The sequence below is a fragment of the Chryseobacterium sp. C-71 genome (assembly GCF_020911865.1).
Taxonomy (GTDB): Bacteria; Bacteroidota; Bacteroidia; order Flavobacteriales; family Weeksellaceae; genus Chryseobacterium.
On the sequence record NZ_CP087131.1, the window covers coordinates 1947003 to 1972083 of the forward strand.

A 25081-nucleotide genomic window follows, 5' to 3' on the forward strand; every position below is an offset into this window, starting at 1 on the left:
TTAGTATAGCTTAAAATTTTCAATGGGATTATTCTCTTTCAAAAAAAAGAAACCAATTATAGGTCTTACTTTATCGGGCGGCGGAATGCGTGGAATTGCCCACATCGCTGTCCTCAAAGCGTTGGAAGAATACGATCTGAAGCCTCAAATCATCTCGGGAACCAGTGCAGGTTCTATCATTGCCGCATTCTACTCTATCGGAACTTCACCCGATGAGATGATGGAAATTGTAAGGAAAACAACTTTTTTCTCTCGTTCATATTTAAAACTTTCCAAAAACGGAATTTTCAGTTCAAAATTTATTTTGAAATTATTAATGGATTATATTCCTGAAGATGATTTTAAAGTTTTAAAAATTCCCGTTTATGTTGCAGCGACAGAAATGACTCATGGGATTGTAGATTTTTTCTCGGAAGGCGAATTATTCAGACCGCTTTTGGCATCATCGAGCGTTCCTTTTGTATTGCCTCCCGTAAGAATGGGCGAAAAAATTTATGTGGATGGTGGAGTTTTAGACAATTTGCCTATAGAACCAATTATTGATAAATGTGATTTTCTAATTGCTTCACACGTCAATTCTATCAGCTATGACAGCCTTGAAAATATGAGTTTAATGAAAGAATTTGACCGTATTTTACATTTAGCAATCGCAAAATCTGTTTATTCTAAAGCCAAATCCTGTGATATTTTTTTAGATCCTCCGAAAATGACCAAGTTCAGTTTATTCAAAAAAAACTCTTTAGACGCAATGTTTGAAGAAGTTTATGAATATACGTGTGTAGAGCTTGAGAAAAAAGGATATACGAAGTTTAAGTTATAAGTTTTGAGTTATTAATGATGAGTTAATACTAACTACAAATTCTCATCAACCAATCTCTTTTTAAACGTCTCAATCGTATCTGGCAAAGACTCCATAGATTTCCCTCCTGCAGCATTGATGTGGCCGCCACCGCTGAAATATTTTCTAGAGAACTGATTCACGTCGACTTCATCTTTACTTCTGAAAGAAATTTTAATAAAATCTTCATATAGATCTTCCATGAAGAAAGCAGACATTCTCACACCGACAATGCTCAATCCGTAATTTACAAAACCTTCCGTATCACCTTTCTGGAAACCGTATTCCTGAAGTTCTTTTCTCGTTAGAGATAAAACAGCTACTTTACCGTCATTCACCACTTCAATTCGCCCTAAAACAAGAGCCAATAAGTGTAAACGTGAAACCGTGTTGGTATCCCATGTATTTGAAGTAATCACAGAAGGATCTGCTCCTTTTTCAATTAAATTAGCCACAATTCTATGCGTCGCCGCACTTGTAGATCGGAAACGAAAACCGCCGGTATCTGTCATAATTCCGGTGTACAGACATTCTGCAATTTCTTTATTCACCAAATCTTCATCATCCATCGCCTCAATAAAATGATAAATCATCTGGCAGGTTGCGGGAATAATCGTATCTGAATACACAAAATCAAAATCTTCCGGTTGCTGGTGGTGATCCATCAAAATTTTCTTTGCCCTCGCCTTCATCAGCCAATCACCCAAAAGCCCGATTCTTGCAGGAGAATTAAAATCTAAACAGAAAATCACATCTGCATCGTTGATGAGATCAAAAGCTAATTTTCTTTTGTATTCTCCGATGATGTTTTTCTTTGCTTCAGGCATCCATTTCAGGAACTTCGGGAAATCGTTTGGAGTTACAACCTCAGCTCCAATACCTTTTGCACGCAGATAATGTTTAAGACCTAAACTTGAACCAATGGCATCACCATCCGGATTGTAATGGGTAAGGATTACGATTTTATTTTCCGGGATAAGAAGCTTATTGATTTCTAAAAGTTCGGCAGGTGTAAACATTTTCTTTAAATTTGAGTTTTCAAAGATAAAGTTTTTAGGTGTATCAATCTTTAAAAAGTAAAAATACCTCTATTGCACTAGTAAAGTTTTGAACTAATATTTCATTAAAATAATTTAAGATTATATTTGCACTTAATAAAAATATACATATATTTGCAACCTGAAAATTAATAGATAATTACGACTAAAATATATAGTAATGAGTAAAAGAACGTTCCAGCCATCAGAAAGAAAGAAAAGAAACAAACACGGTTTCAGAGAGAGAATGTCTACGCCAAACGGAAGAAGAGTTTTGGCAGCGAGAAGAGCTAAAGGCAGAAAAAGCCTTACAGTGAGTTCTGCAAGAGCTAAGAGATAATTCTTAACTTACAATATACAGATTATGCTTGAAAATAAGTTTTTTCAAGCATTTTTTGTTGTTAAATTTTCCTAAATTTTAGGTTTATAAAGCTTCTTTTTTCTATTTTTAAAATCTGAAAAAACTTTTTGGAAAAAGCCTCTAAAAATCGAGTTTATGCCACATACAAATATATCTGGAGACAATATCATCAACCTACAACACGCAAAAATTACACAGAAAAATTTTACCGTGCTTACTGATGTTAATTTAAACATCAAGAAAGGCAGATTCTGCTATCTAATCGGGAAAACAGGTTCCGGAAAAAGCTCACTTCTCAAAACTTTATACGGACACATTCCTTTGGTTGCTGGCGTTGGCGAAGTGGTAGGATTTGATTTGGCTAAATTAAAAGCTTCTGACGTTCCCAATTTGAGAAGAAAATTAGGAATCGTTTTCCAAGATTTTCAATTACTTTCTGACAGAACCGTTGAGAAGAATCTGAAATTCGTTTTGGAAGCTACCGGATGGAAAGATAAGCCAAAAATGGATGAGCGCATCAATGAAGTACTTTCCAGCGTAAATATGAAAGGAAAGAAACACAAAATGCCGCACGAACTTTCTGGAGGTGAGCAGCAACGTATTGCCATCGCAAGAGCACTCTTGAATCATCCTGATTTGATTTTGGCCGATGAGCCGACGGGAAATCTTGACCCTGAAACTTCGAACGAAATCATGACTTTACTGAAGCAGGTTGCCGCTGAAAATGGAGCTGCTGTTGTAATGGCAACACATGATTATCACATGATTCAGAACTTCCCTGGGGAAGCCATCAGATGTGAAGACGGTAAAGTTTCTGTGCTTGATACAGCGGAATTATTTGAATAAATTATTCTTTAAAAACATGAAACTCTTTGGTGAGTTCAAGATATTGGTCCGAGTAATTTCTCGGACTTTTTTCTATGATAAAATCAGATTCTTCCAGAGCTTTCTCAATTTGAGAAAATTCTAATACTAATCTTTTTATTTTTGAATTTTCAATTCCGTAAATATTAACTTTTCGGTTGAGAAACAATTGATTTTCTTTAGCAATTTCAATAAAATAAGCACCAATTTCAAAAGGGATAATTACAGAAAAAATCCCGTTTTCGGAAAGTAATTGTGAAGATTTTGAGATCAATTGCTGGAAATTCAATTCAACGGTTTGCCTGGCGAGAACATCTTTACCTGAAGAGTTTTCTTCAAAATAAGGCGGATTTGATACAATTAGATCAAACTTTTCATCAGTTTCAAAAGTTTTAAAATCCTGGAGACTATTTTTTAATCTTAAATGAAATGGAGAATTTTCAAAATTAAATTTTGTGAGATTGACAGCTTCTTCATTGATATCAATACCTAAAAAAATTGCATTTAAATTTCTTTGAGCCAGCATTAAAGAAATCAAACCACTTCCCGTACCAATCTCCAGAACATTTTTAGCAAAATTAATATTCGCCAAAGCACCCAACAAAACACCATCCGTCCCCACACGGAAAACGTCAGCTGACTGTTGAATTTCAAACTGTTTAAATTTAAAAGGTTTCACTAAAGATTTGTAGGTAATGTAATAATGAATGTAGAACCCTTACCAATTTCAGATTTAACGGTAATTTGACCCTTGTAATCTTCCACCATTTTTCTAACCATCGATAAACCTAAACCCATTCCGCTATTTTTTGAAGTAAAATTGGGTTCAAAAATTCTTTCAAACATATTTTCAGCAATTCCAATTCCGTTATCCTGAACTGAGATTATAACTTTTCTTTGGTGTTGCTCAATATCTACATTTACGAGAAGATTGCGATCATCGCTTTGCGCCTGTTTTGCGTTGGTTACAAGATTGGTAATGATTCTGGAAAGATAAATTCGATCCATACTGATCATGATATTGCTTTTATTGGAATGCACAAATATCTGATCATCGTTAAAAACTCTTAGAATATCATCAATTTCTGTATTTAAATTAATGACTTCATTATTTTTTTCTGGAAGCTTGGCAAATTCAGAGAATGCTGAGGCAACTGTAGCAATCAGGTCAATCTGATCAACCATTGTTTTGCTTAATCTTTTAACCTTTTCGCCTACATCAGGATCATTGGGATCAAATTTTCTTTCAAAATTCTGAATCGTCAGTTTCATCGGTGTCAAAGGGTTTTTAACCTCGTGCGCAACCTGTTTTGCCATTTCACGCCAAGCTTCTTCTGACGCCTTGAAACGAAGCCTTTCTTTTTGATCCTGAATCTGAAGAATCATGCGATTGTAAGCTCTCGCCAACGCATTGAGCTCGTCATTTTTATAATATTTAATAGGACGCATTTCGTTTTCAAAAAGCGTAATCCTCGTAATCATATCCGAAAATTTGGTGATATTTTTTGCAAGATTGGTGGAAGTCACCCAGCTCAGCCAAATACTGAATGCAATCAGTAAAATATCAACGATCAAAATATAAATGACATATTTATGAAGAACATCAAGATAAGCAGATTCATTGTGATACAAAGGAATATAGATAATCCCAATCGGTTCCCACATATTGTTTTTTAAGAGCAAATAAGATGACGTAAAAACGGCATCTTTTGACTCATCTACCTCCCGAAAATCATATCTCGCTTCCGTAGAAAGAAGTTTATTCACAATATTAATCGGAATCTTTTTCTTATCAACTAAATTTCCGTCCCTACTGGAAAGTAAGTAGTTTCCTTTTAAATCATAAATAATAATATCGTGTTGATTGATGTCTGCAATTTCAAAAATTTTATTCTTCAAAACCACAGGAAGATCTTCTGTACGCACCGTCGACTGACTGACTGCGTAATCCAGATACCTCATCACCGCATTGGTCTTCTCCTGCATATCGATTTTACTTTGCTGCAGAGAATTATTTCTCAAAACAAAGTAGGGCACCAATGAAGAAGCAGCAACACTCAAAAGACATACGAGTAGGAAACCAAAAAAAACCCGGTTTCTTAAACTATATCCTTTATATTTATTAAACGACATTCTTGTTGTTAATTAATTTAGCAATGTATTTACCAACGATATCAAATTCAAGGTTGACTTTATCACCGATTTTCACATTTTTCATATTGGTAAACTCCCAAGTGTAAGGAATAATAGCTACCGAAAACTGAAAATCTCCGCTTTTGGCAACAGTAAGACTGATTCCGTTTACAGTGATTGAACCTTGCGGAACTGTTACGAAACCCCCTTCTGAACTATACTGTACAGTAACAAAATAGCTGCCATCTTTGTTCTCAATGTCAATTATTTCACCGGTTTGATCTACATGTCCCTGAACGATGTGGCCATCAAGTCTTCCATTCATCATCATGCAGCGCTCAAGATTCACTACACTTCCTACTTCCCACTTTCCTAAATTGGTTTTTTCTAATGTCTCATTGATTGCAGTAACAACGTATTGGCTCTCGGTAATCTCAACCACCGTAAGACAACAGCCGTTGTGAGCAAGACTCTGATCAATCTTTAATTCATGAGTAAACGGACAACTTAAAGTAAAATTAATGTTGCTGCCGTTTTCTTCAATTTTTTCAATAACCCCTATCGCTTCAATAATTCCTGTGAACATATTATTTTTTGCTAAATTTGTAAAATTATAATCTTCAAAGATAATCAAAATGAGCCCAAAAAACCATAAAGTACGAGTAGGAATTTCAATTGGTGACTTCAACGGCATTGGCCCGGAAATCATCATGAAATCTCTGAAAGACAAAACCATTACCGACTTTTTTACCCCAATTATTTTCGGCTCAGGGAAATTATTCACTTACCAGAAGAATATTTTTAAGCTCAATTTAAATTTCAACTATATCACAGAAACTTCACAGGCTCAAAACGGAAAGCTGAATATGCTTAATTTGGTGAAAGATAATTCTAATGTAGAACTAGGGAAACCATCAGAAGAATCTACCAAAATGGCTATTGATTCTTTGGAAGCTGCAACTGAAGCTTTGATGAAAGGCGAAATTGATGTTTTAGTCACTGCACCAATCAACAAAGACGAAATGATGAAGATGGGCTTTAAACACGCAGGTCATACCGGTTATTTTGAAGAAAAATTCAACAAAAAAGGACTGATGTTTTTGGTAACAGATGGTTTGAAAGTAGCCGTTTCTACGCATCACATTCCGATTTCTCAGGTTGCCGAAAATATTTCAAAAGAAAAAATCAAGAAACAGATTAAGGCATTAAACCAAACTTTGATTGAAGATTTTTCTATATCTAAACCAAAAATTGCGGTTTTAGGTTTAAATCCACACTCTGGAGATGGTGGCGTCATCGGAAATGAAGAAATTGAAATCATTTCGCCAGCCATTAAAGAACTTTCAGATCAGGGAATCTTGGCTTTCGGGCCTTTTCCTGCTGACAGCTTCTTCCAACCGAGCAAATATCAAAGTTTTGACGCCGTTTTAGCGATGTATCACGATCAAGGCTTAGCACCATTTAAAACTTTAGCTTACGAAGAAGGCGTAAATTACACCGCAGGACTTCCATTTATCAGAACTTCACCAGATCATGGCGTTGCGTATGATATTGCAGGGAAAAACATAGCCGATGAACAAAGTTTTATGGAAGCAATTTTCATGGCAATTAAGATTTTTAAAAACAGAAGCGATTATAAAGAAATGATGGCCAACAGACTTCAGCCAAGAAGAATGCCTTCAGACAACGGAATTGATGAAGATCTTCCTGTAGAAAGCGAAATGTAAAACGTTGACTTAATTAAAATTAATTTTGTTACCTATTTTATTTGTAATATTAAAATAAATGCATATTTTTGCACACTCATTTTATGGACAAGTTAAGAAACTACGATATAAGCTTTTCCGGACTGAAAATCGGTAAGCACGAGTTCAGGTTTGAGATAGATAAAGAGTTCTTTCAATTATTCGACACTGAACAGGAATTTACAAATCCTAAAATCGATGTAGAAGTATTTTTAAATAAACATACTACGTTTTTAGAATTTGAAGTAAAAGTAAATGGAACAGTAGAATTGGTTTGTGATATTACAAACGACAGTTTTGACCACGACATTGAAAACCAAATCGGTATTTTAGTAAAATTCGGAGAAGAATATGACGACAGTGAGGAAGATGTAGTAACAATCCTTGCAAATGATCACGCCTTCAACGTAGCACATTTAATTTATGAAAATGTGGCACTATCAATACCTATGAAGAAAGTATCACCGAACATAAGTGATGAAGATTTGGCAATTCTTGATAAATTCAGCCCGAAAGAAATTGAGGAAAAAGAAGAAGAAGAAGTTGACCCTAGATGGGAAGCTTTGAAGAAATTAAAAGATAAAAATTAAAAATAATAATAATATGATGAGATGATGAAAGATCTCATCGCTCATCAAATTAAAAAAGTTATTACAAAATGGCACATCCAAAGAGAAGACAGTCGTCTACAAGAAGAGATAAGAGAAGAACTCATTACAAAGCAGTAGTTCCTCAATTGGCAAAAGATGCAACTACAGGAGAAATGCATTTATACCACAGAGCACACTGGCATGAAGGAAAATTATACTACAGAGGAAAAGTAGTATTAGAAAAAACAGTAGAAACTACTACAGAAGAAAACTAAGAGCTTTTTACCTTAAAAAGCCCTATTTAATACAAAAACCACTCAATTTTAATAAAAATGAGTGGTTTTTTGTTGCTTTTTGTGTTTTTTTGGTATCTTTGACGACAAATCAAATATCAATTTTATGGACATTAAAGACATACAGAATCTTATCAAGTTTGTATCTAAAGCTGAAGTTTCTGAGGTGAAGTACAAGACCAAAGATTTCGAAATTACTATTAAAACTCCGCTGGGAGGCAATGAGGTAAGCTACGTTGCGCAACCGCAAATGTATCAGCAGGCTCCTCAACAAGTAGCTCCTGGTCACGCACCAGCTGCTGTTTCCGGATCTACAGAAAAAGCTGAAGCGGTATCTGATGATAGTAAATATGTAACAATTAAATCTCCAATGATCGGAACTTTCTACAGAAAACCTTCTCCAGATAAAGACGTTTTTGTAAATGTAGGTGATGAAGTATCAAACGGAAAAGTAGTTTGTGTAATCGAAGCAATGAAGTTATTCAACCAAATCGAGTCTGAAGTAAGCGGTAAAATCGTTAAAATTTTAGTTGACGACGCTACACCTGTAGAATATGACCAACCATTATTCTTAGTAGATCCATCTTAAGTAGAAGTTAGATGTTAGACATTAGATGTTAGATTAAATTCTACATTAAAATAACATTATCTAATTTTCAAATTATCTAATTTTCAAATTGAAAAAGATGTTCAAAAAAATATTAATTGCCAATCGTGGCGAAATTGCAATGCGTATTTTACGTACTTGTAAAGAAATGGGAATCAAAACCGTTGCGGTATACTCTACTGCCGACAAAGACAGTCTTCACGTAAGATTTGCTGACGAGGCAGTTTGTATTGGTCCTGCAATGAGTAAAGACTCTTACCTAAAAATCCCTAACATTATTGCTGCTGCTGAGATTACCAATGCAGACGCCATTCACCCTGGTTACGGTTTCTTATCTGAAAATGCCAATTTCTCAAGAATCTGTCAGAAAAACGGCATCAAATTTATTGGTGCGAGTCCTGAGCAAATCGAGAGAATGGGAGACAAAGCGAATGCTAAAGCGACCATGAAAGCGGCTAACGTACCTTGCGTACCAGGTTCTGAAGGTTTAATTGAATCTTACGAGCACGCAGTAAAAACAGCTGAAGAAACAGGTTATCCTGTCATGATCAAAGCTACTGCCGGTGGTGGTGGTAAAGGAATGAGAGCTGTTTGGAAAGCCGAAGACCTTAAAGAGCACTGGGAATCTGCCATTCAGGAAGCTGTTGCAGCCTTCGGAAACGGAGGTATGTACATGGAAAAACTGATTGAAGAGCCAAGACATATCGAGATTCAGGTTGCAGGTGACCAATTTGGTAAAGCTTGTCACCTTTCTGAAAGAGACTGTTCTGTACAAAGAAGAAACCAGAAATTAACGGAAGAAACTCCTTCTCCATTCATGACTGACGAGCTTCGTGAGAAAATGGGTGAAGCAGCAGTGAAAGCAGCAGAATTCATCGGTTACGAAGGTGTAGGAACGATTGAATTCCTTGTTGATAAGCACAGAAATTTCTATTTCATGGAAATGAATACGAGAATTCAGGTTGAGCACCCAATTACTGAGCAAGTGATTGATTATGATTTGATCAGAGAACAAATTCTTTTGGCTGCAGGAACTCCTATTTCAGGAATTAACCATTATCCGAAATTACACTCCATCGAGTGTAGAATTAATGCGGAAGATCCTTACGCTGATTTCAGACCGTCACCGGGAAAAATCACAGGATTAAACATTCCTGGCGGACACGGAATCAGAGTTGACACTCACGTTTATTCAGGTTACACCATTCCTTCTAACTACGATTCAATGATTGCAAAGCTTATTACTACGGCACAAACCCGTGAAGAAGCAATTGCAAAAATGAAGCGTGCTTTAGAAGAGTTCTATATTGAAGGTGTGAAAACAACTATTCCTTTCCACAGACAGTTGATGGAAGATGAAGCTTATCTTTCCGGAAACTACACGACAAAATTCATGGAGAGTTTTGTAATGGACAAGAAATATGATAATCATTAAGATAAAAATCGGCTTCAACTTGAAGCCGATTTATTTTTTTCAGAATATCTAATTTGAAACTTTACTTTTTGTTATCCAAACAGAAATAAGACTTCCAAGTTACTACATCTTTAAAACATTTGGTATAAAAATCATAAACAATTTCCTCCGACTTTTCATTTACAAGCAAACTACCTTTATTATTAAGAACGCCGTATTTATTGTCTTTAATCACAATATAGAACTCATTACCAACAGCTTTAATTTTATCGTAAACTGCTTTAACGATTATTTCATTACTAAAGTTTTTAAGACCTTCTTTTCCGTTTTCTTTATATGGGAAAACTCCGTCGAAATCATTTTCGTAGTCATTATTTTGCCAGTCGTTTTTTAAAGTATAGATCCCTATTTTTTCAGCCTTGAGATTGTACACGGTAATTATTTTAACTTTCTTATCCGTGTCATGAAAAACAGTTTTGTATCCAACATTTGAGACCTCAGAAATTGGAGCTTTATCTGTTTCAATTATCAGTTTTCCGGTGTAAAAGTTAAACATATAAAACTTATCTACAGAATGTCCTTTATCACTTTTGGAATAAGATTCAAGAAACAGGTTGCCATTTTTCGTAAAGTGACTAAGTTTAACTCCTGATAAATATAAAAAAAGATTTTTAGGAAGATTAAGAGTCACAATAGCATTTCCTTTTCTGTTAATGACATCAATTTTTTTTGACCCATCAGATAGAATATTTTGTGCTACTGAGACAATATCAATTTTGTTCTCCTCATAAAACTTATTGTTCTCAACAGCATCATAATTTGAGTCGTCACTATAAAAAAGCAGAGTAATTTCATCATATTCAGCTTTTGTTAATATTTTTCCCTGAAAATTGATGAGCCCATGCTTTTTATCGTCACTGTTAAGATAATATTTGAACAAATTTCTATAATACAAATGATCTTGATAAGAAATCTGATTATAATGAACTCTTGACTCATCGTGATATTCTTCTAATTTTGGGTAAGAAAAAGGAACTTCAATACCATTTCGCTTTATAATCATATTATTTTTTCCGTTGATACAGAAAAAATTATCCGAATGAATTTTTATTATTTTATCATTATTTTCAATTGGATTTTCGAGATGGCCATCCACAGAAAAACTGTAAAATTTATCTTTCAACAAGTAGATTCTTTTAGAAAAAGAATCATATTTCAACCCTTGATAAATCGCCGGGATCACTTTATTGGTATGTATATTAAATAATCCTACGTGAGAATGATTTTTATAAAAAGAAATAACAGAACGATTGTTTCTTACAAAGTCTCTTGCAGAAACATTTTCTTTGTCGAAACCTTCAAAATTTACAAATATACCTGTAAGCTTTTCATTTTCATAACCTGGAATTTCTATTACTGAAGCACTTTCATCAAGAACTTTAACCAGCTTTCGCTGCCGATAACCTTCTTTATTGATGAGAATCATTTCAGCTAAATGATTTCCTCTGCTACTGCTAAGTTTTCCTAAACTAAATTTCAAATTAGAAATCTTTTCTCCCTTTTTATTGTAGATAAAACCCTCATCATTAAAATCTGCTGCGAAAAAAGTTTTTGAGTCTGTTAAATAACCAATATTAGTGTCAATATCCTTATAAACTAAGGGTAAAATAAACTGTCCTTTTTTATTCAGAACACCTTTCAAGGTATCTTTTGTAGCTATAAATAGATTGTTGTAAACAAAACTTATATTATTATAAAGCGGCTTAGTAAGTTTTTTACCAGCTCCATCTAATACACCATATTTTTTATTTTTTTCAAAAATAAATCTGTTTCTTTCAGCATTTCTCAGAGAATCTTCGTCATAATTCCTCTGCGAAAAAAAACGTTCAGAAACTAAAAAGACAAGTAGGAAAAGCAGTGATTTCATTACATAATAGAAGTTACAGGTCATAAAACTCTTCTCCATCTTCACTGATCCAGCCTGTTTTTCCTTTACAATCGGAAAACCGCATGAATCTGTTTTCTAAATCTCCCAACGAGGTATATTTTACTTCGAGATTATTCATAAATCTGCTTAAAGGCGAATAAAAAGCAAATTTTCCATTATCTGTTACTTTAAAATACGCATCTGATTTAAAATTATTATTAATCATCAGGTCTTCATAGTTTAAATTATAGTAATTATAATCCCCTTGAAAAGGAAGCAAATTTGTGTTAACTTTTTTCACTTCAATCTTATCAAACGCGTGAGGCTCAAAATAAGGTTTACTAAATGAATAGTAATCCGGTATTTCTTTATTAAAAGATACTGGATAGAGAAACTCTTTTCCCTGATATGTGCGTTTCAGTAACATTACCCATCGATTATTGGAATAACCATAGGTAGAAAATTCATCTTCTTTCTGCAGAAACTCTATCTTACCAAAATCAAGATCTACTTTCATCCTCTGAATTTTTTCGGTTTCAAAATTGCGTTCAGAATTTCCCAAGTCTGTATATGGATAATTTTGGAAGTATGTTTTCTCTTTAACAGTAAAGACATTATCATTCAGCTGCAGATTAAGAGATTGCGAGCTGTATGAACCCGACCTTGTACCGCAGACAGAATATTCGCCGTGCTGATACGCAAAATTGGATTTCGGATGACCAGCATAAATATCATCTATAGTTTTAAGATTTTTACCATCCAAAACAACATATTTCAGCAACCCACCATTTTTCTGAATAGTTTGATCCTGCACAACTTCCAGATCTACCACAGAAAGGGGTAAGATTTTTCTGTATCCTTTTTTTGAAAGCAACACTCCAAAGAAATCACAGAAATACCAAAGATTATTTTTCTTTGCCAAAATGGCGTCTGCACAGATCATAACATTCTGATATTCTACAGGAAGAATTACGTTACCGAGTCGATCGTGCACGCCATACTTTTCACCCATCTCTACCACTTCCAGCTGGGAGGCCATTACAAAATTGCCCACATTTTTTTTATCTTCGGTAACTACTTCTCCGTCATAAAAAATCTTTTTCAGCAAATTTTCTTTTTCCAGCAAATAGATGTGTTGCTGATAAATAAAAAAACAGACTCCATGTATTTCTTTTAATTCAAATTTGTTAATAAGATTATTGGCGTTCTCCCGGTAAGAACCAGTTGAATAAACAAGTCTCATATTGCGATCAGCATTCGGTAATCCGTGCAAAACAGCGTTTCCGTAAAAATATAAAGGCGTAGTTTCACCATATCTTTTTACTGAAAACCTTTTTAGCATCATCTCTTTTTTAAAATCCTCCGGTGTAGCAGTCTTTATTGAGGAGGTAAGTTTCCCACTGCTTAAAAACTTCTTCCAGTTTTCCTTATCTGCATTTCTGTTTTTACCCGTACTTATCTCTTCCTTACCCTTTCCGTAGGAATATCTGGTGTATGAAATAGAACTATCAGCGTTAATTTTATAAAACTCAGCAATACTAGATCCTGATGTAGCCGGGTTGTAATATAATTGATCCTGACTTTTAAAAGGAAGCCAGATAAAAAAAAGAAATAGATATATACAGATTTGTATTGAATATTTTTTATTTTTCATCATTTGATTTTAAACGTATTCTCACAAAATTACATTTTTTTCTAACAAGTTTTTTAAGCTTCAGATTACTGCTTTCTTGAGGGCATATTTTACAAAAACATAACAATAAACAAAACGTTACGATTTTTACTAAAATAAAATTTTGCGTTTTGAATGCTGACAAAAGATATAAAAACTGCGGGTGGTCAAAAATTAAAAAAACATTCCTAATTTAAGAGTTTCTAATATGTTATCCTTCTATAATCCGTCAAAATTCAATGTTATTCTTCTGTCGCAATGTTTAATTAGGAATTCTTAACTTTGTAAAAAAGCAAAAAGAATATGTCAACAGCAGAACAAACAAAAAATTCACAATACTTCATCGAGCTCGAAAAAAAACATGGCGCACATAACTACCATCCGCTTCCTGTGGTTTTAGATAAAGGTGAAGGCGTATTTGTTTGGGACGTTGAAGGTAAAAAATATTATGATTTTCTTTCAGCATATTCAGCTGTTAATCAAGGACATTCTCACCCGAAAATTGTGGAAGCTTTAGTTAATCAAGCTAAGAAATTGGCTTTAACATCAAGAGCATTTTACAATTCAAGTTTAGGAGAATACGAGAAAAAAATCACTACCCTTTTCGGATTTGATAAAGTTTTACCTATGAATTCCGGAGCTGAAGCGGTGGAAACTGCGGTGAAATTAGCAAGAAAATGGAGTTACGAAGTAAAAGGAATTGCAGAAAACGCTGCCAAAATTGTTGTTTGTGAAAATAATTTTCACGGAAGAACCACGACAATCGTTTCTTTCTCAAATGATCCCGATGCAAACAAAAACTATGGTCCTTTCACACCGGGATTCGTAAAAATTCCGTACAATGACCTTGCAGCTTTAGAAGAAGTCCTGAAAAATGAGGCATCAAATATTGCAGCATTTTTAGTTGAGCCAATTCAGGGAGAAGCCGGAGTTTACGTTCCGGACGAAAACTTCTTGAAAGATGCTTCTGAGCTTTGTAAAAAATATAACGTTCTTTTCATCGCAGACGAAGTTCAAACCGGAATTGCAAGAACAGGTAAATTGATTGCCTGTCATCACGAAAATGTGCAACCCGATATTTTGATTTTAGGCAAAGCTCTTTCAGGAGGAATGTATCCTGTTTCTGCAGTTTTGGCGAACGACGAAATCATGAATGTTATCAAACCAGGGCAGCACGGTTCTACTTTCGGAGGAAATCCAATCGCTTGTGCAGTTGCCATTGCCGCTTTAGATCTTGTAGAAGAAGAAAAACTTTCGGAAAGAGCGGAAGAAATGGGTCAATTATTCAGATCTGAAATTGAAAAAGTGATTGAGAAATCTGATTTGATTACCAAAGTAAGAGGAAAAGGTTTGTTAAATGCCATTTTAATCAACGATACACCAGAGAGTTCAACTGCCTGGAATCTTTGTTTACAATTAAAAGAAAACGGATTATTGGCAAAACCAACCCACGGAAACATTATAAGACTAGCTCCACCATTGGTGATTACAGAAGAGCAATTATTGGACTGTGTGAAGATTATCGAAAAAACAGTTTTGGAGTTTGGGAAATAATATGAAGATTTTGATCATCCAAAAAAAATTCATGGGTGATGTACTCGTGACGAGTACAATACTGTCTTTACTGAAAAATAAATATCCAAAATCTGAAATCAGTTTTCTTTTGGAAGAAAAACATTCTCAAATCCTGATTGGTAATCCAAATATCGATCATTTTTTGTTTTTTAGTAATGATAGTACAAAAACTCTGTCTGAGATAAAGCAATACAAATTTGATTTGGTAATCGACCTTTATTCAAAAATAGAAACTGCAATTATCACTTTTTTTTCGGGAGCTAAAACAAGAATTGGTTTCTTCAAAAAATATACTCAGTTTTTCTACAATTACCCAGTAAAAAGATCAACAAAAGTAAAATCAAAAAATACGACTTTAGGAATTGAGCATCGTTTGCAGATGTTGGAACCGTTGGGAATTCAATTTCAGGAAGTTTTCCCTAAAGTTTATATACAGGAAGATGAGCTTAAAAACGCACAGCAAATTTTAGATGAAAACGGATTATCATCAACAGATAATCTCATCATGATAAGCACTTTCGGAAGTTCTGAAGAGAAAACTTATCCGATTGAATATATGGTAGAATTGCTTGAATATATTACTGGTTACAAATCCAACGCAAAAATATTGTGCAATTATCTCCCTTCTCAGAAAAAACTTTTTGGAACATTATATTCTCAACTTTCTGATAGAGCTAAGAGTTCAATTATTAAGAATTTTGACACTAAAAATCTTCGTGAGTTTGCTGCTGTTACAAGTTTATGCAAATGTTTGATCGGTAACGAAGGTGGAGCAACTAATGTGAGCAAATCTCTCGACATTCCTACTTTTACTATTTTTTCGCCACACATCCGTAAATCCGATTGGGCATGGACAAGCAAACCGGAAGTGGATAAATTTTTGCATATCAATGATTTCGTAAAGAATTCTAAAAACTATTCGGATTTTAAGCCATCATTTTTAAAAACCGATTTAGAAGAGTTTTTGGATCAAACGATTGTGTAACAACTGAAATTATAGAATGGAAGAAGAAAAAAAAATCATATTGCTCATAACGTATGACAATTGGGGATTTAACCAATATATTGCCAATGCTTTGGAAGAAAAAAATTATGACGTAAAGCATATTAACTTTCACAGTTTCAGGTATAAATATCCGAGTTTTTATCATAAATCTCTTAATTTTTTCACGAAAAATTTAGGAATATCAAATCTAAAACACATTCATTATAATAAAGTTATATTAGATCAGATTAAAAACATCAAATCTATTGACACCAGTATTTACATAAAAGCTGATTTTTTATCTAAAAAAACGATAGAAACCGTTAATAAAAAATCTCGTCAGTCGGTATTGATTATCAGTGATTCTATTAACAGATATCCAAAGACGAAAAATATTCTTTCCCTTTTTGATAAAGTTTTCTCTTTTGAAAAAAAGGATTGCAAAAAGTATAATCTGAGATTTAAAACTAATTTCATTTATAAAAAAACCAATAGCGTATCTGAAAATTACAAGTATAAAGTTTTCAATATCAGTTCATTTGACAATCGATTTCCTGTTATTAAAAAAATAGCAAAAGCGTTATATGATATGAAAATAAAAAGTAAAATCATTATTTTTACATCAAGAGAAAACGAAGAACCATACATCGAATTTTCAAAAAAAACATTGTCTATCGAAGAAAACAATCAATTTTTGAAAGAAGCTCAAATCATGCTCGACGTAAGCAGAAATGGACAGGAAGGATTAAGTTTCAGAGTTTTTGAAAGCTTAGGATTAAAGAAAAAACTGATTACTACGAATAAAGATATTGTCAACTATGATTTTTACAATCCAGAAAATATATTTGTGATTGAAAATGTAGATGATATGACAATTCCGGAAGTTTTTTTTGAAACTGCTTATGTTGATATTCCGGAAAATATTTTGGGTAAATATCTTATTGAAAACTGGGTTGATGAGTTGGTTGAGTAAAAAATTGTAATTTTGAAAATTGCTAAACACAAAGCCTTTTGGCTAATGATAGAATATTTGATGTATGTATGAATTCAAAGGTAAATCAATAATTATTGCGGCTCCTAATCATTACGGGTTATTGTATAGATTCAAAGAAAACCTCGAAGCTATAGGATTTGATACGATTGCTATTCCAGATGACATAAATGTCAGTATAGGAATTAAGAATCAAGTAATTCATATCATAAAAAAAATCTTCACTAAAACGAAGTCTTATAAAAGAGAGAAGAAAATAGAATTTAGAACTCAAAAACAAATTGATTTAATCAATAAGGAATTAATCACAAAATATGACTATGTGTTGGTTATACGTCCAGATTTATTCAGTAACCATCTACTCCAAAGTTTAAAAAGTAAGTCAAATGTAATGTGCGCTTACCAATGGGATGGTTTAGACAGATTTCCCTCTGTCTATAAAAAAATTGATTTTTTTGACAGGTTTTTTGTTTTCGATGAAGACGATCTTAATAAGAGTGAAAATGTTTTACCTATTACCAATTTTTATTTTGACGATATTAATCCCAAAAACAATACTATAGACGCTTATTTCGTAGGTTCTTTTATGAATGACAGAATCAATCTTCTGCTCAACTTATCAAAAAAACTGCATGAATTGGGACAGAAATTATCTATAAACTTAAGCATAGGATATTCACACAAATTTAAAAATCTTAACCCAGATTTGATAACGATAATTGATAAGCCGATATCGTTTAAAACTAACCTAATTAATTCATCTCAGTCTAAAATTATAATTGATTTTACTAATGAAATACATAACGGACTTTCAATGAGAGTGTTTGAAAGTATAGGATTTAGAAAAAAATTAATAACTAACAATATTTTAGTAAAAAAGTTTGATTTTTACAATTCTAAAAATATATTTGTGATAGAAAATAATAATTTGGAAGGGATTGATCATTTTGTCAGCAATTCTTATGAAGATTTAGCTGATGAGATATATCAGAAATATAGCTTTACTAATTGGATTACAACTGTACTCTCGAAATGAAAAAGAAATTGCTTTTTATTGCGCCTGATTATTATGGATTTGATGAGGTAATTTTGTATGGTTTGAATGAGTATTCTGACTACGAAATTACAATGGCATTAAGCGTGTCAACAAAAAGATATATTTACAGAAACTTTGGTGAAAGATTAAAAAACTTCTTTTCAAAAACTTTTTTAAATAAAAATTTAAAAAAAACACAAAAGCGTAGGAAATTTATTTCTGAAATAAATACTCATGACTTATATGATATAATCCTTGTCAACAGACCGGATATCTTGGATGCAGAAATTTATAACTTGCTAAACAATAAGGGAGGAAAAAAAATTGTAGTGCTTTGGGACAGTTTAGAAAAAATACAAGGACAAAAAGAATCATTAAAACATTATGATATTAAATACAGCTTTGATGCAGAAAACTGTAAAGAATTTGGATTAAAAAAAATTAATAATTTTTATTTCAACGAGAAACTTTACAATAATAATCCTATGTTTGATGTTATTTTTCTTGGTACGTTTGACAAACGTTTTAATGATTTATTACGTATTACTCAGGCTCTCAAAAAAGACAATATCAACATTCATTCATTTATTTATCATCATAGAGATTTTATTATTAAAGATGAATTTCAAGAAAATATAACCAAGCTCGAAAAAATCATACCCTTTAAAGAATCGTACAAAATTAATGAAAAAGGTAATTTTTTTTTAGATCTAGCACATGAGAATCAATCTGGTTTATCTTTTAGACCTTTTGAAGCTATTGGTTGTAGAAGAAAGCTTATCACAACTAATAAAAACATTAAAAATTATGACTTTTATGATCCTGAAAATATTTTTGTTATAGAAAATATTGATGATATAAATATACCACTTGAATTTTTTACAACACCATATAAAGAGCTACCAGCTAAGATACTTCAAAAATATTCTTTCGAAAATTGGATAAATAATATTTTAGATTTATGACAACGAGAAAAATTTACTTTGTATGCCCTTCAAATTCTACTCCTATAGGAGGAGTGAAACAAATTTATAGAATGGTTGATGTTTTAAATAAAAATGGATACGAGGCATTTGTTTTGCATAAGAAAAAAAAAAGTGAGACGTGGTTTCGTAATAATACTAAAATTATTCATAATCCGTACATATTTAAACTCTTAAAATATTTAAATAGAGAAAAACTAAGTTTCAGCAAAAAGATAAAATTAGCTTATTTAAAAAAAATTAGCTTTACTATTGATGAGAATTCAATTCTTGTATTTCCTGAAATTTATAGTAATATTAATTTAATTGAGCCTTTTAGTAAAAAAGTTATTTTTAACCAAAACTGCTATTATACCTTCAACGGTTTTTCACTAGATGCTAAGCTTAATGGCTTACCCTATAACCATAAAGACACAATAGGAACAATCACAGTTTCTGATGATTCCCAAAAATATCTTCTCAAAGCTTTTCCTAATTCAAATATTAAAAGAATAAGATTAGGAATTAATGAGCAACTTTTTTACTATTCTGATAAAAAAGAGAGAAAAATTGCTTTTATGCCTAGAAAACTTTCTGACGATATTAATCAGGTAATCAATATCTTTAGATTAAGAAATCCAAATTCAAATTGGGAATTTACCCCAATTGACAACAAGTCAGAAAATGAAGTGGCTGAAATACTTAGAAAAAGTAGCATCTTCTTAAGTTTCAACCATAGAGAAGGATTTGGTTTACCGCCTGTAGAAGCAATGTCTTGTGGATGTTATGTTATAGGATATAAAGGTCAGGCAGGAAAAGAATACTTCAATCCAGAATTTACTTCATCTGTAGAAGAAGGTGATATTATTGATTATGTAGAAAAAATTGAAAATGCTACAAAAACTTTTGATAACAATCTTCATAATATGGTTTTTAAGGGAAAACTTGCCTCAGATTTTGTTCAATCAAATTATAATTCTGAAAATGAAGAAAAAGATATACTCAATATCTGGAATGATTTTCTACGCTGAGAATTCATTCATTTTCTTAATATAAATAAAATCAAAGAAAAATTAGCTGTTTACGCATTTATTTTTTCTATACTCAAAAATGTAATTTTTGCAACAATTATCTTATTAACATTTCCCGGACACTCAAGATTTTCTTTATCTACAAAACTATACCTGTGATTTTTTGCACTATGCACTTACTACAAGGTATCAAAACACAAATCTTATACTATAGTCTCACAATATTATCATCCCAAAAAAAGGTAATGATTGTACCTTTAAAGATACAATGAATTAAAAAAAAGATGCCGTTAGAATTTCAACTACATCTTTAAATGATTTTTTAGATACATTAATTTTAAGGATATAAAATAACGTGAGTTCGATTTAAGCCGCAATTAATCTATCTTCATCAATAATGTCGCAATTGTTGTTGATTGATGGCTTTTTATCAAAGAATGAATAAGCTGCCAAGGCCGAGAGAATATTGAGAACAAAGTTGTCAAAACTTCTGTGACGGGTATGTTCTATCTGACAAATATTCTTAAGCTCCAACTTTCGTTGAAACCATTTTGGAATAAGATTCTGCATTTTTCCACATATTCCTCGATATAGTCTTGGGAAAAAGGATTTCCTGAGATTAATCTTGCAGTTTGTTCAATTTTAAATCTTTCTGTATCAATAACTTTAAAACCCGTAGAATTGGCATTTGCATATTCTCCGGCACCATCGTAACTATGACCTAGAAAATTATAAATATCATCACCAGCATATTTAGCTGCAGAATGTTCATTTTCTGAGAGACTTTTTGAGATAGAATCTGTAGTTTCTTCTCTACCTCATGAGGTCACGAATAGCAATAGCAATGTACTAAAGCAAAGTGAAATTTGTTTTTTCATAAATAAATATTTTGTTAATTCGCTGCAAATATAAAATTCACATATCTTTGACAACAACATTCATACATGAAAAATATCACCAAATAGAGAGTTAAATTTTAATTAAAAATATTGTAATATAGCGGAAATACGCAAACAATAATACGGGCATTAATGTATACATTCTTTACAAGTAATCAGCTTCTATCATATTCATCCTCCAACCTCACGATATCATCCTCTCCAAAATAAGTTCCGGTTTGTACTTCAATGAAAACGACTGGTTTTTCAGAGAGATTCATGATGCGGTGTTTAGCTTCTAATGGAATGAAAATACTTTCTCCGTAAGACAGTTTAATTTCTTTACCGTCTAACACAATTGTAGCATCACCTTCGATGATTGTCCATTGTTCTTGTCTTTTGTGATGGTACTGATAAGATAATTTCTGCCCAGGACTTACTTCAATCCTTTTTAATTTATAGTGTGGCTCATCTGCCAAAACAAAATACTTTCCCCAAGGTCTTTCTCCGATTTCTAACATTCTTTGTAATCTTTAAGCACAAAAATAAAAACTTAAATTATTAAATAAGCTATTATTAAAAAAAAATCAAGAATTTTGCAATAAATTAATCAAATGAAAATTAGTGGTTACGGCTATGTGAGAAACGGATTCCAATACGGAGTTCCTTTTTTAGAATCTATACAATCTGTTTTACCGATATGTGACGAATTTATCGCAGTAGTTGGCGATTCTACAGATGGCACTCGTGAAGCTATTGTAAACTTGAATAGTCCGAAAATCAAAATTGTTGATACCATTTGGGATGATAATCTTAAACTTCATGGTAAGATTTTCGCCCAGCAATCTAATATTGGTTTAGATCATGTAAACGGAGACTGGGTTTTTCATATTCAGGCAGACGAGGTAATTCATGAAAATGATTTGCCTAAAATTCTTGAAAATATAAAAAAATACAACGACAATCCTATTGTAGAAGGTTTCTTGCAGCCTTTCATCCATTTTTGGGGAGATTACAATCACATCAGAAATAGCCGTGCCGTACACAAAAACGAAATCAGAATTTTCAAAAACAATTCTGAAATCAGATCTTATATAGATTCACAAGGTTTCAGAAAGTTTAAATCCAATGAAGGATATCAAAATGGCAGTGATAGAGGTGAAAAACTAAAAGTTTTGAAGCTGAACGCTCCTGTTTACCACTATAATTCGGTGAGATCGAAAAAGAAAATGATGTTGAAAGCCAATAATTTTGAGTACTACTACGGTCATAAAGAAGAAAAATTGGTCGAAACACCGAAAGAAGAATATAATTATCATACGGTCGACAGAGTTGGGAAATTTTTAGGTACTCATCCAAAAGTAATGGCAAAGGCAATCTCCGAACACGATTTTGTTTTTGAACACGATAAATCTCAGGCAGTTTGGGACAAAAAAGACAAATTGGTTCAGCCACTGGAAGATTTGCTTAAAATAAGAATCGGAGAATACAAAAATTACATTTTACTTAAAAAGATTAAATAGTTTTTCTAAAAAAGCATCCCTTTTAAGCATAAACTTTTTTGAAATGCTTAAATTTGCACCTTAATTTCAAAGAAATGAGTAAAGTAAGAGTCCGTTTTGCACCAAGTCCTACGGGGCCGTTGCATTTGGGAGGTGTAAGAACTGCGTTATATGATTATCTTTTTGCTAAAAATCAAGGCGGTGAATTTGTATTGAGAATAGAAGATACCGATACTGCAAGATATGTAGAAGGTGCTGAAGATTATATCGAAGAAGCTTTGGAATGGTGTGGAATCATCCCTGACGAAAGCCCTAAAAAAGGCGGAAAATTCGCTCCATACAGACAGTCTGAAAGAAGAGACATCTACGACAGATACACCGAACAGATTTTAAAAACAGATTACGCTTACATCGCTTTTGACACCGCAGAAGAATTAGATGCCATCCGTGCTGAATTTGAAGCTAAAGGTGATGTTTTTTCATATAACAACGTCACAAGAAACCATTTAAAAAACAGCATTGCTCTTTCTGAAGAAGAAGTTCAGAAGTTGCTGGACGAAAAGACGCCTTATGTGGTAAGATTCAAAATGCCTGTTGACAGAACTTTAGGTTTAGTAGATATCATCCGTGGAAATACAGCTATAAATACCAATACATTGGATGATAAAGTTTTAGTAAAAAATGACGGAATGCCGACGTATCATTTCGCCAACATTATTGATGACCACGAAATGGAAATTTCTCACGTCATCCGCGGTGAAGAATGGTTGCCATCTTTAGGATTGCATATTTTATTATATGAAGCAATGGGCTGGGAAGCTCCTGAATTCGCCCACCTTTCTTTGATTTTAAAACCTGAAGGTAAAGGAAAATTAAGCAAAAGAGACGGCGATAAATTCGGATTCCCTGTATTTCCTTTAAATTTTAAAGATGCGGAAACCGGAAATATTTCTAAAGGATACCGTGAAGAAGGTTATCTTCCTGAAGCTTTCATCAATATGGTTGCGCTTTTAGGTTGGTCTCCTGCCGACGATAAAGAAATTTTATCTTTGGATGAAATGACAAAAGAATTTGATTTAAACAAAGTTCACAAGGCCGGAGCAAGATTCAATAAAGAAAAAGCAGAATGGTTTAATCATCAATATATTCAATTAAAATCGGATGAAGAATTATTAAACATTCTAAAAGAATCAGATTTAAATTTAAATATAGAAGATGAAAAATTATTGAAGATTATTCATCTGATGAAAGAAAGAGCAACATTTCCTAAAGATATTTACGAAAACGGAAAATTCTTTTTTGAAGCTCCAACTTCTTACGATGAAAAGGCTTCGAAAAAAGCTTGGAACGACGAAACATCCAATATTTTGACTGAATTCTCTGTCATGCTGAGCGGAGTCGAAGCATTCACTTCAGAAAATATTAAACAAAACTTACACGATTTTGCAGAAAACAAGGGTGTAGGAATGGGTAAAGTCATGATGCCACTGCGTTTAGCGTTAGTTGGAGAATTGAAAGGCCCAGATGTTCCCGATATCGTGGAACTCGTTGGTAAAGAAGAAAGTATCGCCAGAATAAGCAATGCTGTAAATAATTTTAAATAAAATTTCATAATTTTTCATACATTTGAAAGATTTAATTTACTTCAAGAATGGAATATTTAAGTTTCGAACTTCCTATAAAAGAACTGATGGATCAGTATCAAACCTGTTCATTGGTAGGAGAAGAAAGTGGTGTTGATGTAAAATTAGCATGCAGTCAGATCGAGGATAAGATCATAGATACCAAAAAACAGATCTATGGAAATCTTACGCCTTGGCAAAGAGTACAGTTATCGCGTCATCCGGATCGCCCTTATACTATAGATTACATCAATGGTATGGTAGACAAAGGAAGTTTCTTAGAACTTCACGGTGACAGAAATTTCGCAGACGATCCTGCAATGATCGGAGGTTTGGCGACTTTAGACGGTCAACGAGTAATGATTATTGGTACTCAAAAAGGAAGAACCACCAAAGAAAGACAACACAGAAGATTCGGAATGCCGAATCCTGAAGGATACAGAAAAGCTTTAAGACTAATGAAATTAGCCGAGAAGTTCAAAATTCCTGTGATCACTTTAGTTGATACACCAGGAGCTTACCCAGGTTTGGAAGCTGAAGAAAGAGGACAAGGGGAAGCTATTGCAAGAAATATTTTTGAAATGACCATGCTCAAAACTCCTATTTTCACTTACATTATCGGTGAAGGAGCGAGTGGCGGAGCTTTAGGAATTGGTGTTGGTAACAAAGTTTACATGTTGGAAAACACTTGGTACACCGTAATTGCGCCGGAAAGCTGTTCTTCAATCTTATGGAGAAACTGGGATCACAAAGAAGATGCTGCCAATGCATTAAACTTGACTCCAAAAGATGCTTTAAGAGAGAAATTCATCGACGGAATTATTGAAGAACCACTTGGTGGCGCTCATTATGATCCGGAAACTACGTATTTGAATTTAAAAGCTTCGATCTTGCAAAACATCAAAGCATTTTCAAAATTCACAGGCAAAGAACTGGAAACACAAAGACAGGACAAATTTATTGCGATGGGGCAATTTAAAGGATAAAAGATTCTTTTATATCATAAAATAAACCGCAG

Annotated in this window: 24 protein-coding genes and 1 pseudogene; 17 read left to right on the plus strand and 8 right to left on the minus strand. The window is 33.0% G+C overall.

The genetic code is table 11. The features are described 5' to 3' along the window. Positions 1-22: 22 nt before the first annotated feature. The gene (locus LNP04_RS08900) at positions 23-820 is read left to right on the plus strand and encodes a patatin-like phospholipase family protein (RefSeq protein ID WP_229986137.1); all 798 of its coding nucleotides are present in this window, start codon (positions 23-25) and stop codon (positions 818-820) included. 32 nt (positions 821-852) lie between these two features. On the opposite strand, the gene LNP04_RS08905 is transcribed toward LNP04_RS08900, so the two are convergent. Continuing rightward, on the minus strand, positions 853-1857 hold the full coding sequence (locus tag LNP04_RS08905; RefSeq protein WP_229986138.1) for a bifunctional oligoribonuclease/PAP phosphatase NrnA: 1005 nt from the start codon (positions 1855-1857) through the stop codon (positions 853-855). 199 nt (positions 1858-2056) lie between these two features. Between LNP04_RS08905 and rpmH the strand changes: the two genes are divergently transcribed. Together rpmH and LNP04_RS08915 are read left to right on the plus strand one after the other, a co-directional pair. After that, the gene (rpmH, locus tag LNP04_RS08910) at positions 2057-2215 is read left to right on the plus strand and encodes a 50S ribosomal protein L34 (RefSeq protein WP_034679005.1); all 159 of its coding nucleotides are present in this window, start codon (positions 2057-2059) and stop codon (positions 2213-2215) included. A gap of 156 nt (positions 2216-2371) precedes the next feature. Continuing rightward, complete coding sequence (locus tag LNP04_RS08915) at positions 2372-3082, plus strand: cell division ATP-binding protein FtsE (RefSeq protein ID WP_229986139.1); 711 nt, start codon at positions 2372-2374, stop codon at positions 3080-3082. 1 nt (position 3083) lies between these two features. Here the strand turns inward: LNP04_RS08915 and LNP04_RS08920 are convergent, their stop codons facing one another. From LNP04_RS08920 to LNP04_RS08930, 3 genes are read right to left on the minus strand one after another with little or no spacing between them, the layout of a single operon-like run. Continuing rightward, a complete protein-coding gene (locus LNP04_RS08920; protein WP_229986140.1) occupies positions 3084-3779 on the minus strand; it encodes a tRNA1(Val) (adenine(37)-N6)-methyltransferase in 696 nt (231 codons plus the stop codon). Beyond that, positions 3779-5233 (minus strand): HAMP domain-containing sensor histidine kinase, encoded by a 1455-nt coding sequence (locus LNP04_RS08925; RefSeq protein WP_229986141.1) that lies wholly within the window; start codon positions 5231-5233, stop codon positions 3779-3781. Before LNP04_RS08925 ends, LNP04_RS08920 begins: the two co-directional genes overlap by 1 nt. After that, the gene (locus LNP04_RS08930; protein WP_229986142.1) at positions 5223-5819 is read right to left on the minus strand and encodes a riboflavin synthase; all 597 of its coding nucleotides are present in this window, start codon (positions 5817-5819) and stop codon (positions 5223-5225) included. Before LNP04_RS08930 ends, LNP04_RS08925 begins: the two co-directional genes overlap by 11 nt. A gap of 49 nt (positions 5820-5868) precedes the next feature. On the opposite strand from LNP04_RS08930, the gene pdxA reads away from it, so the two are divergent. The 5 genes from pdxA (at position 5869) to accC (ending at position 9903) form a co-directional block, all read left to right on the plus strand. Next, a complete protein-coding gene (gene pdxA / locus LNP04_RS08935; protein ID WP_047445085.1) occupies positions 5869-6960 on the plus strand; it encodes a 4-hydroxythreonine-4-phosphate dehydrogenase PdxA in 1092 nt (363 codons plus the stop codon). Between the two features lie 83 nt (positions 6961-7043). Continuing rightward, on the plus strand, positions 7044-7568 hold the full coding sequence (locus LNP04_RS08940) for a DUF177 domain-containing protein (protein WP_229986143.1): 525 nt from the start codon (positions 7044-7046) through the stop codon (positions 7566-7568). Positions 7569-7636: 68 nt separating this feature from the next. Next, positions 7637-7843: a 50S ribosomal protein L32 gene (gene rpmF, locus LNP04_RS08945; protein ID WP_047445089.1), complete on the plus strand. Its 207-nt coding sequence runs from the start codon at positions 7637-7639 to the stop codon at positions 7841-7843. A 124-nt stretch (positions 7844-7967) separates the two neighbouring features. Beyond that, on the plus strand, positions 7968-8450 hold the full coding sequence (accB, locus tag LNP04_RS08950; RefSeq protein ID WP_229986144.1) for an acetyl-CoA carboxylase biotin carboxyl carrier protein: 483 nt from the start codon (positions 7968-7970) through the stop codon (positions 8448-8450). Positions 8451-8547: 97 nt separating this feature from the next. Next, positions 8548-9903, plus strand: a complete 1356-nt coding sequence (accC, locus tag LNP04_RS08955; protein ID WP_129535887.1) for an acetyl-CoA carboxylase biotin carboxylase subunit — start codon at positions 8548-8550, stop codon at positions 9901-9903. A 61-nt stretch (positions 9904-9964) separates the two neighbouring features. Here accC and LNP04_RS08960 read toward each other — a convergent pair whose 3' ends face one another. Continuing rightward, positions 9965-11848: a WG repeat-containing protein gene (locus LNP04_RS08960; protein WP_229986145.1), complete on the minus strand. Its 1884-nt coding sequence runs from the start codon at positions 11846-11848 to the stop codon at positions 9965-9967. Beyond that, positions 11823-13463: a hypothetical protein gene (locus tag LNP04_RS08965; RefSeq protein WP_229986146.1), complete on the minus strand. Its 1641-nt coding sequence runs from the start codon at positions 13461-13463 to the stop codon at positions 11823-11825. Before LNP04_RS08965 ends, LNP04_RS08960 begins: the two co-directional genes overlap by 26 nt. Positions 13464-13784: 321 nt before the next feature. Here LNP04_RS08965 and rocD point away from each other — a divergent pair, with 321 nt between their 5' ends. The 6 genes from rocD (at position 13785) to LNP04_RS08995 (ending at position 20061) form a co-directional block, all read left to right on the plus strand. Continuing rightward, a complete protein-coding gene (gene rocD / locus LNP04_RS08970; RefSeq protein WP_229986147.1) occupies positions 13785-15035 on the plus strand; it encodes an ornithine--oxo-acid transaminase in 1251 nt (416 codons plus the stop codon). Positions 15036-15066: 31 nt separating this feature from the next. Continuing rightward, positions 15067-16041, plus strand: a complete 975-nt coding sequence (locus LNP04_RS08975; protein ID WP_229986148.1) for a glycosyltransferase family 9 protein — start codon at positions 15067-15069, stop codon at positions 16039-16041. A 16-nt stretch (positions 16042-16057) separates the two neighbouring features. After that, positions 16058-17014, plus strand: a complete 957-nt coding sequence (locus LNP04_RS08980; protein ID WP_229986149.1) for a hypothetical protein — start codon at positions 16058-16060, stop codon at positions 17012-17014. A 64-nt stretch (positions 17015-17078) separates the two neighbouring features. Next, on the plus strand, positions 17079-18068 hold the full coding sequence (locus tag LNP04_RS08985) for a hypothetical protein (protein WP_229986150.1): 990 nt from the start codon (positions 17079-17081) through the stop codon (positions 18066-18068). Beyond that, a complete protein-coding gene (locus tag LNP04_RS08990) occupies positions 18065-19033 on the plus strand; it encodes a lipopolysaccharide core biosynthesis protein rfaS (RefSeq protein ID WP_229986151.1) in 969 nt (322 codons plus the stop codon). Before LNP04_RS08985 ends, LNP04_RS08990 begins: the two co-directional genes overlap by 4 nt. Continuing rightward, positions 19030-20061: a glycosyltransferase gene (locus tag LNP04_RS08995; protein WP_229986152.1), complete on the plus strand. Its 1032-nt coding sequence runs from the start codon at positions 19030-19032 to the stop codon at positions 20059-20061. The genes LNP04_RS08990 and LNP04_RS08995 overlap by 4 nt, the downstream gene beginning before the upstream one ends. Before the next feature lie 366 nt (positions 20062-20427). On the opposite strand, the pseudogene LNP04_RS09000 reads toward LNP04_RS08995, so the two are convergent. Together LNP04_RS09000 and LNP04_RS09005 are read right to left on the minus strand one after the other, a co-directional pair. Beyond that, positions 20428-20592 (minus strand): annotated as a pseudogene (locus LNP04_RS09000) (IS982 family transposase); the annotation flags it as partial. Positions 20593-21115: 523 nt separating this feature from the next. After that, a complete protein-coding gene (locus tag LNP04_RS09005) occupies positions 21116-21460 on the minus strand; it encodes a phosphomannose isomerase type II C-terminal cupin domain (RefSeq protein ID WP_229986153.1) in 345 nt (114 codons plus the stop codon). 93 nt (positions 21461-21553) lie between these two features. On the opposite strand from LNP04_RS09005, the gene LNP04_RS09010 reads away from it, so the two are divergent. The 3 genes from LNP04_RS09010 (at position 21554) to LNP04_RS09020 (ending at position 25049) form a co-directional block, all read left to right on the plus strand. Further along, complete coding sequence (locus tag LNP04_RS09010; protein WP_229986154.1) at positions 21554-22462, plus strand: glycosyltransferase; 909 nt, start codon at positions 21554-21556, stop codon at positions 22460-22462. Between the two features lie 74 nt (positions 22463-22536). Then, on the plus strand, positions 22537-24045 hold the full coding sequence (gltX, locus tag LNP04_RS09015) for a glutamate--tRNA ligase (RefSeq protein ID WP_229986155.1): 1509 nt from the start codon (positions 22537-22539) through the stop codon (positions 24043-24045). 47 nt (positions 24046-24092) lie between these two features. Next, positions 24093-25049: an acetyl-CoA carboxylase carboxyltransferase subunit alpha gene (locus tag LNP04_RS09020; protein WP_229986156.1), complete on the plus strand. Its 957-nt coding sequence runs from the start codon at positions 24093-24095 to the stop codon at positions 25047-25049. Positions 25050-25081 lie beyond the last annotated feature (32 nt).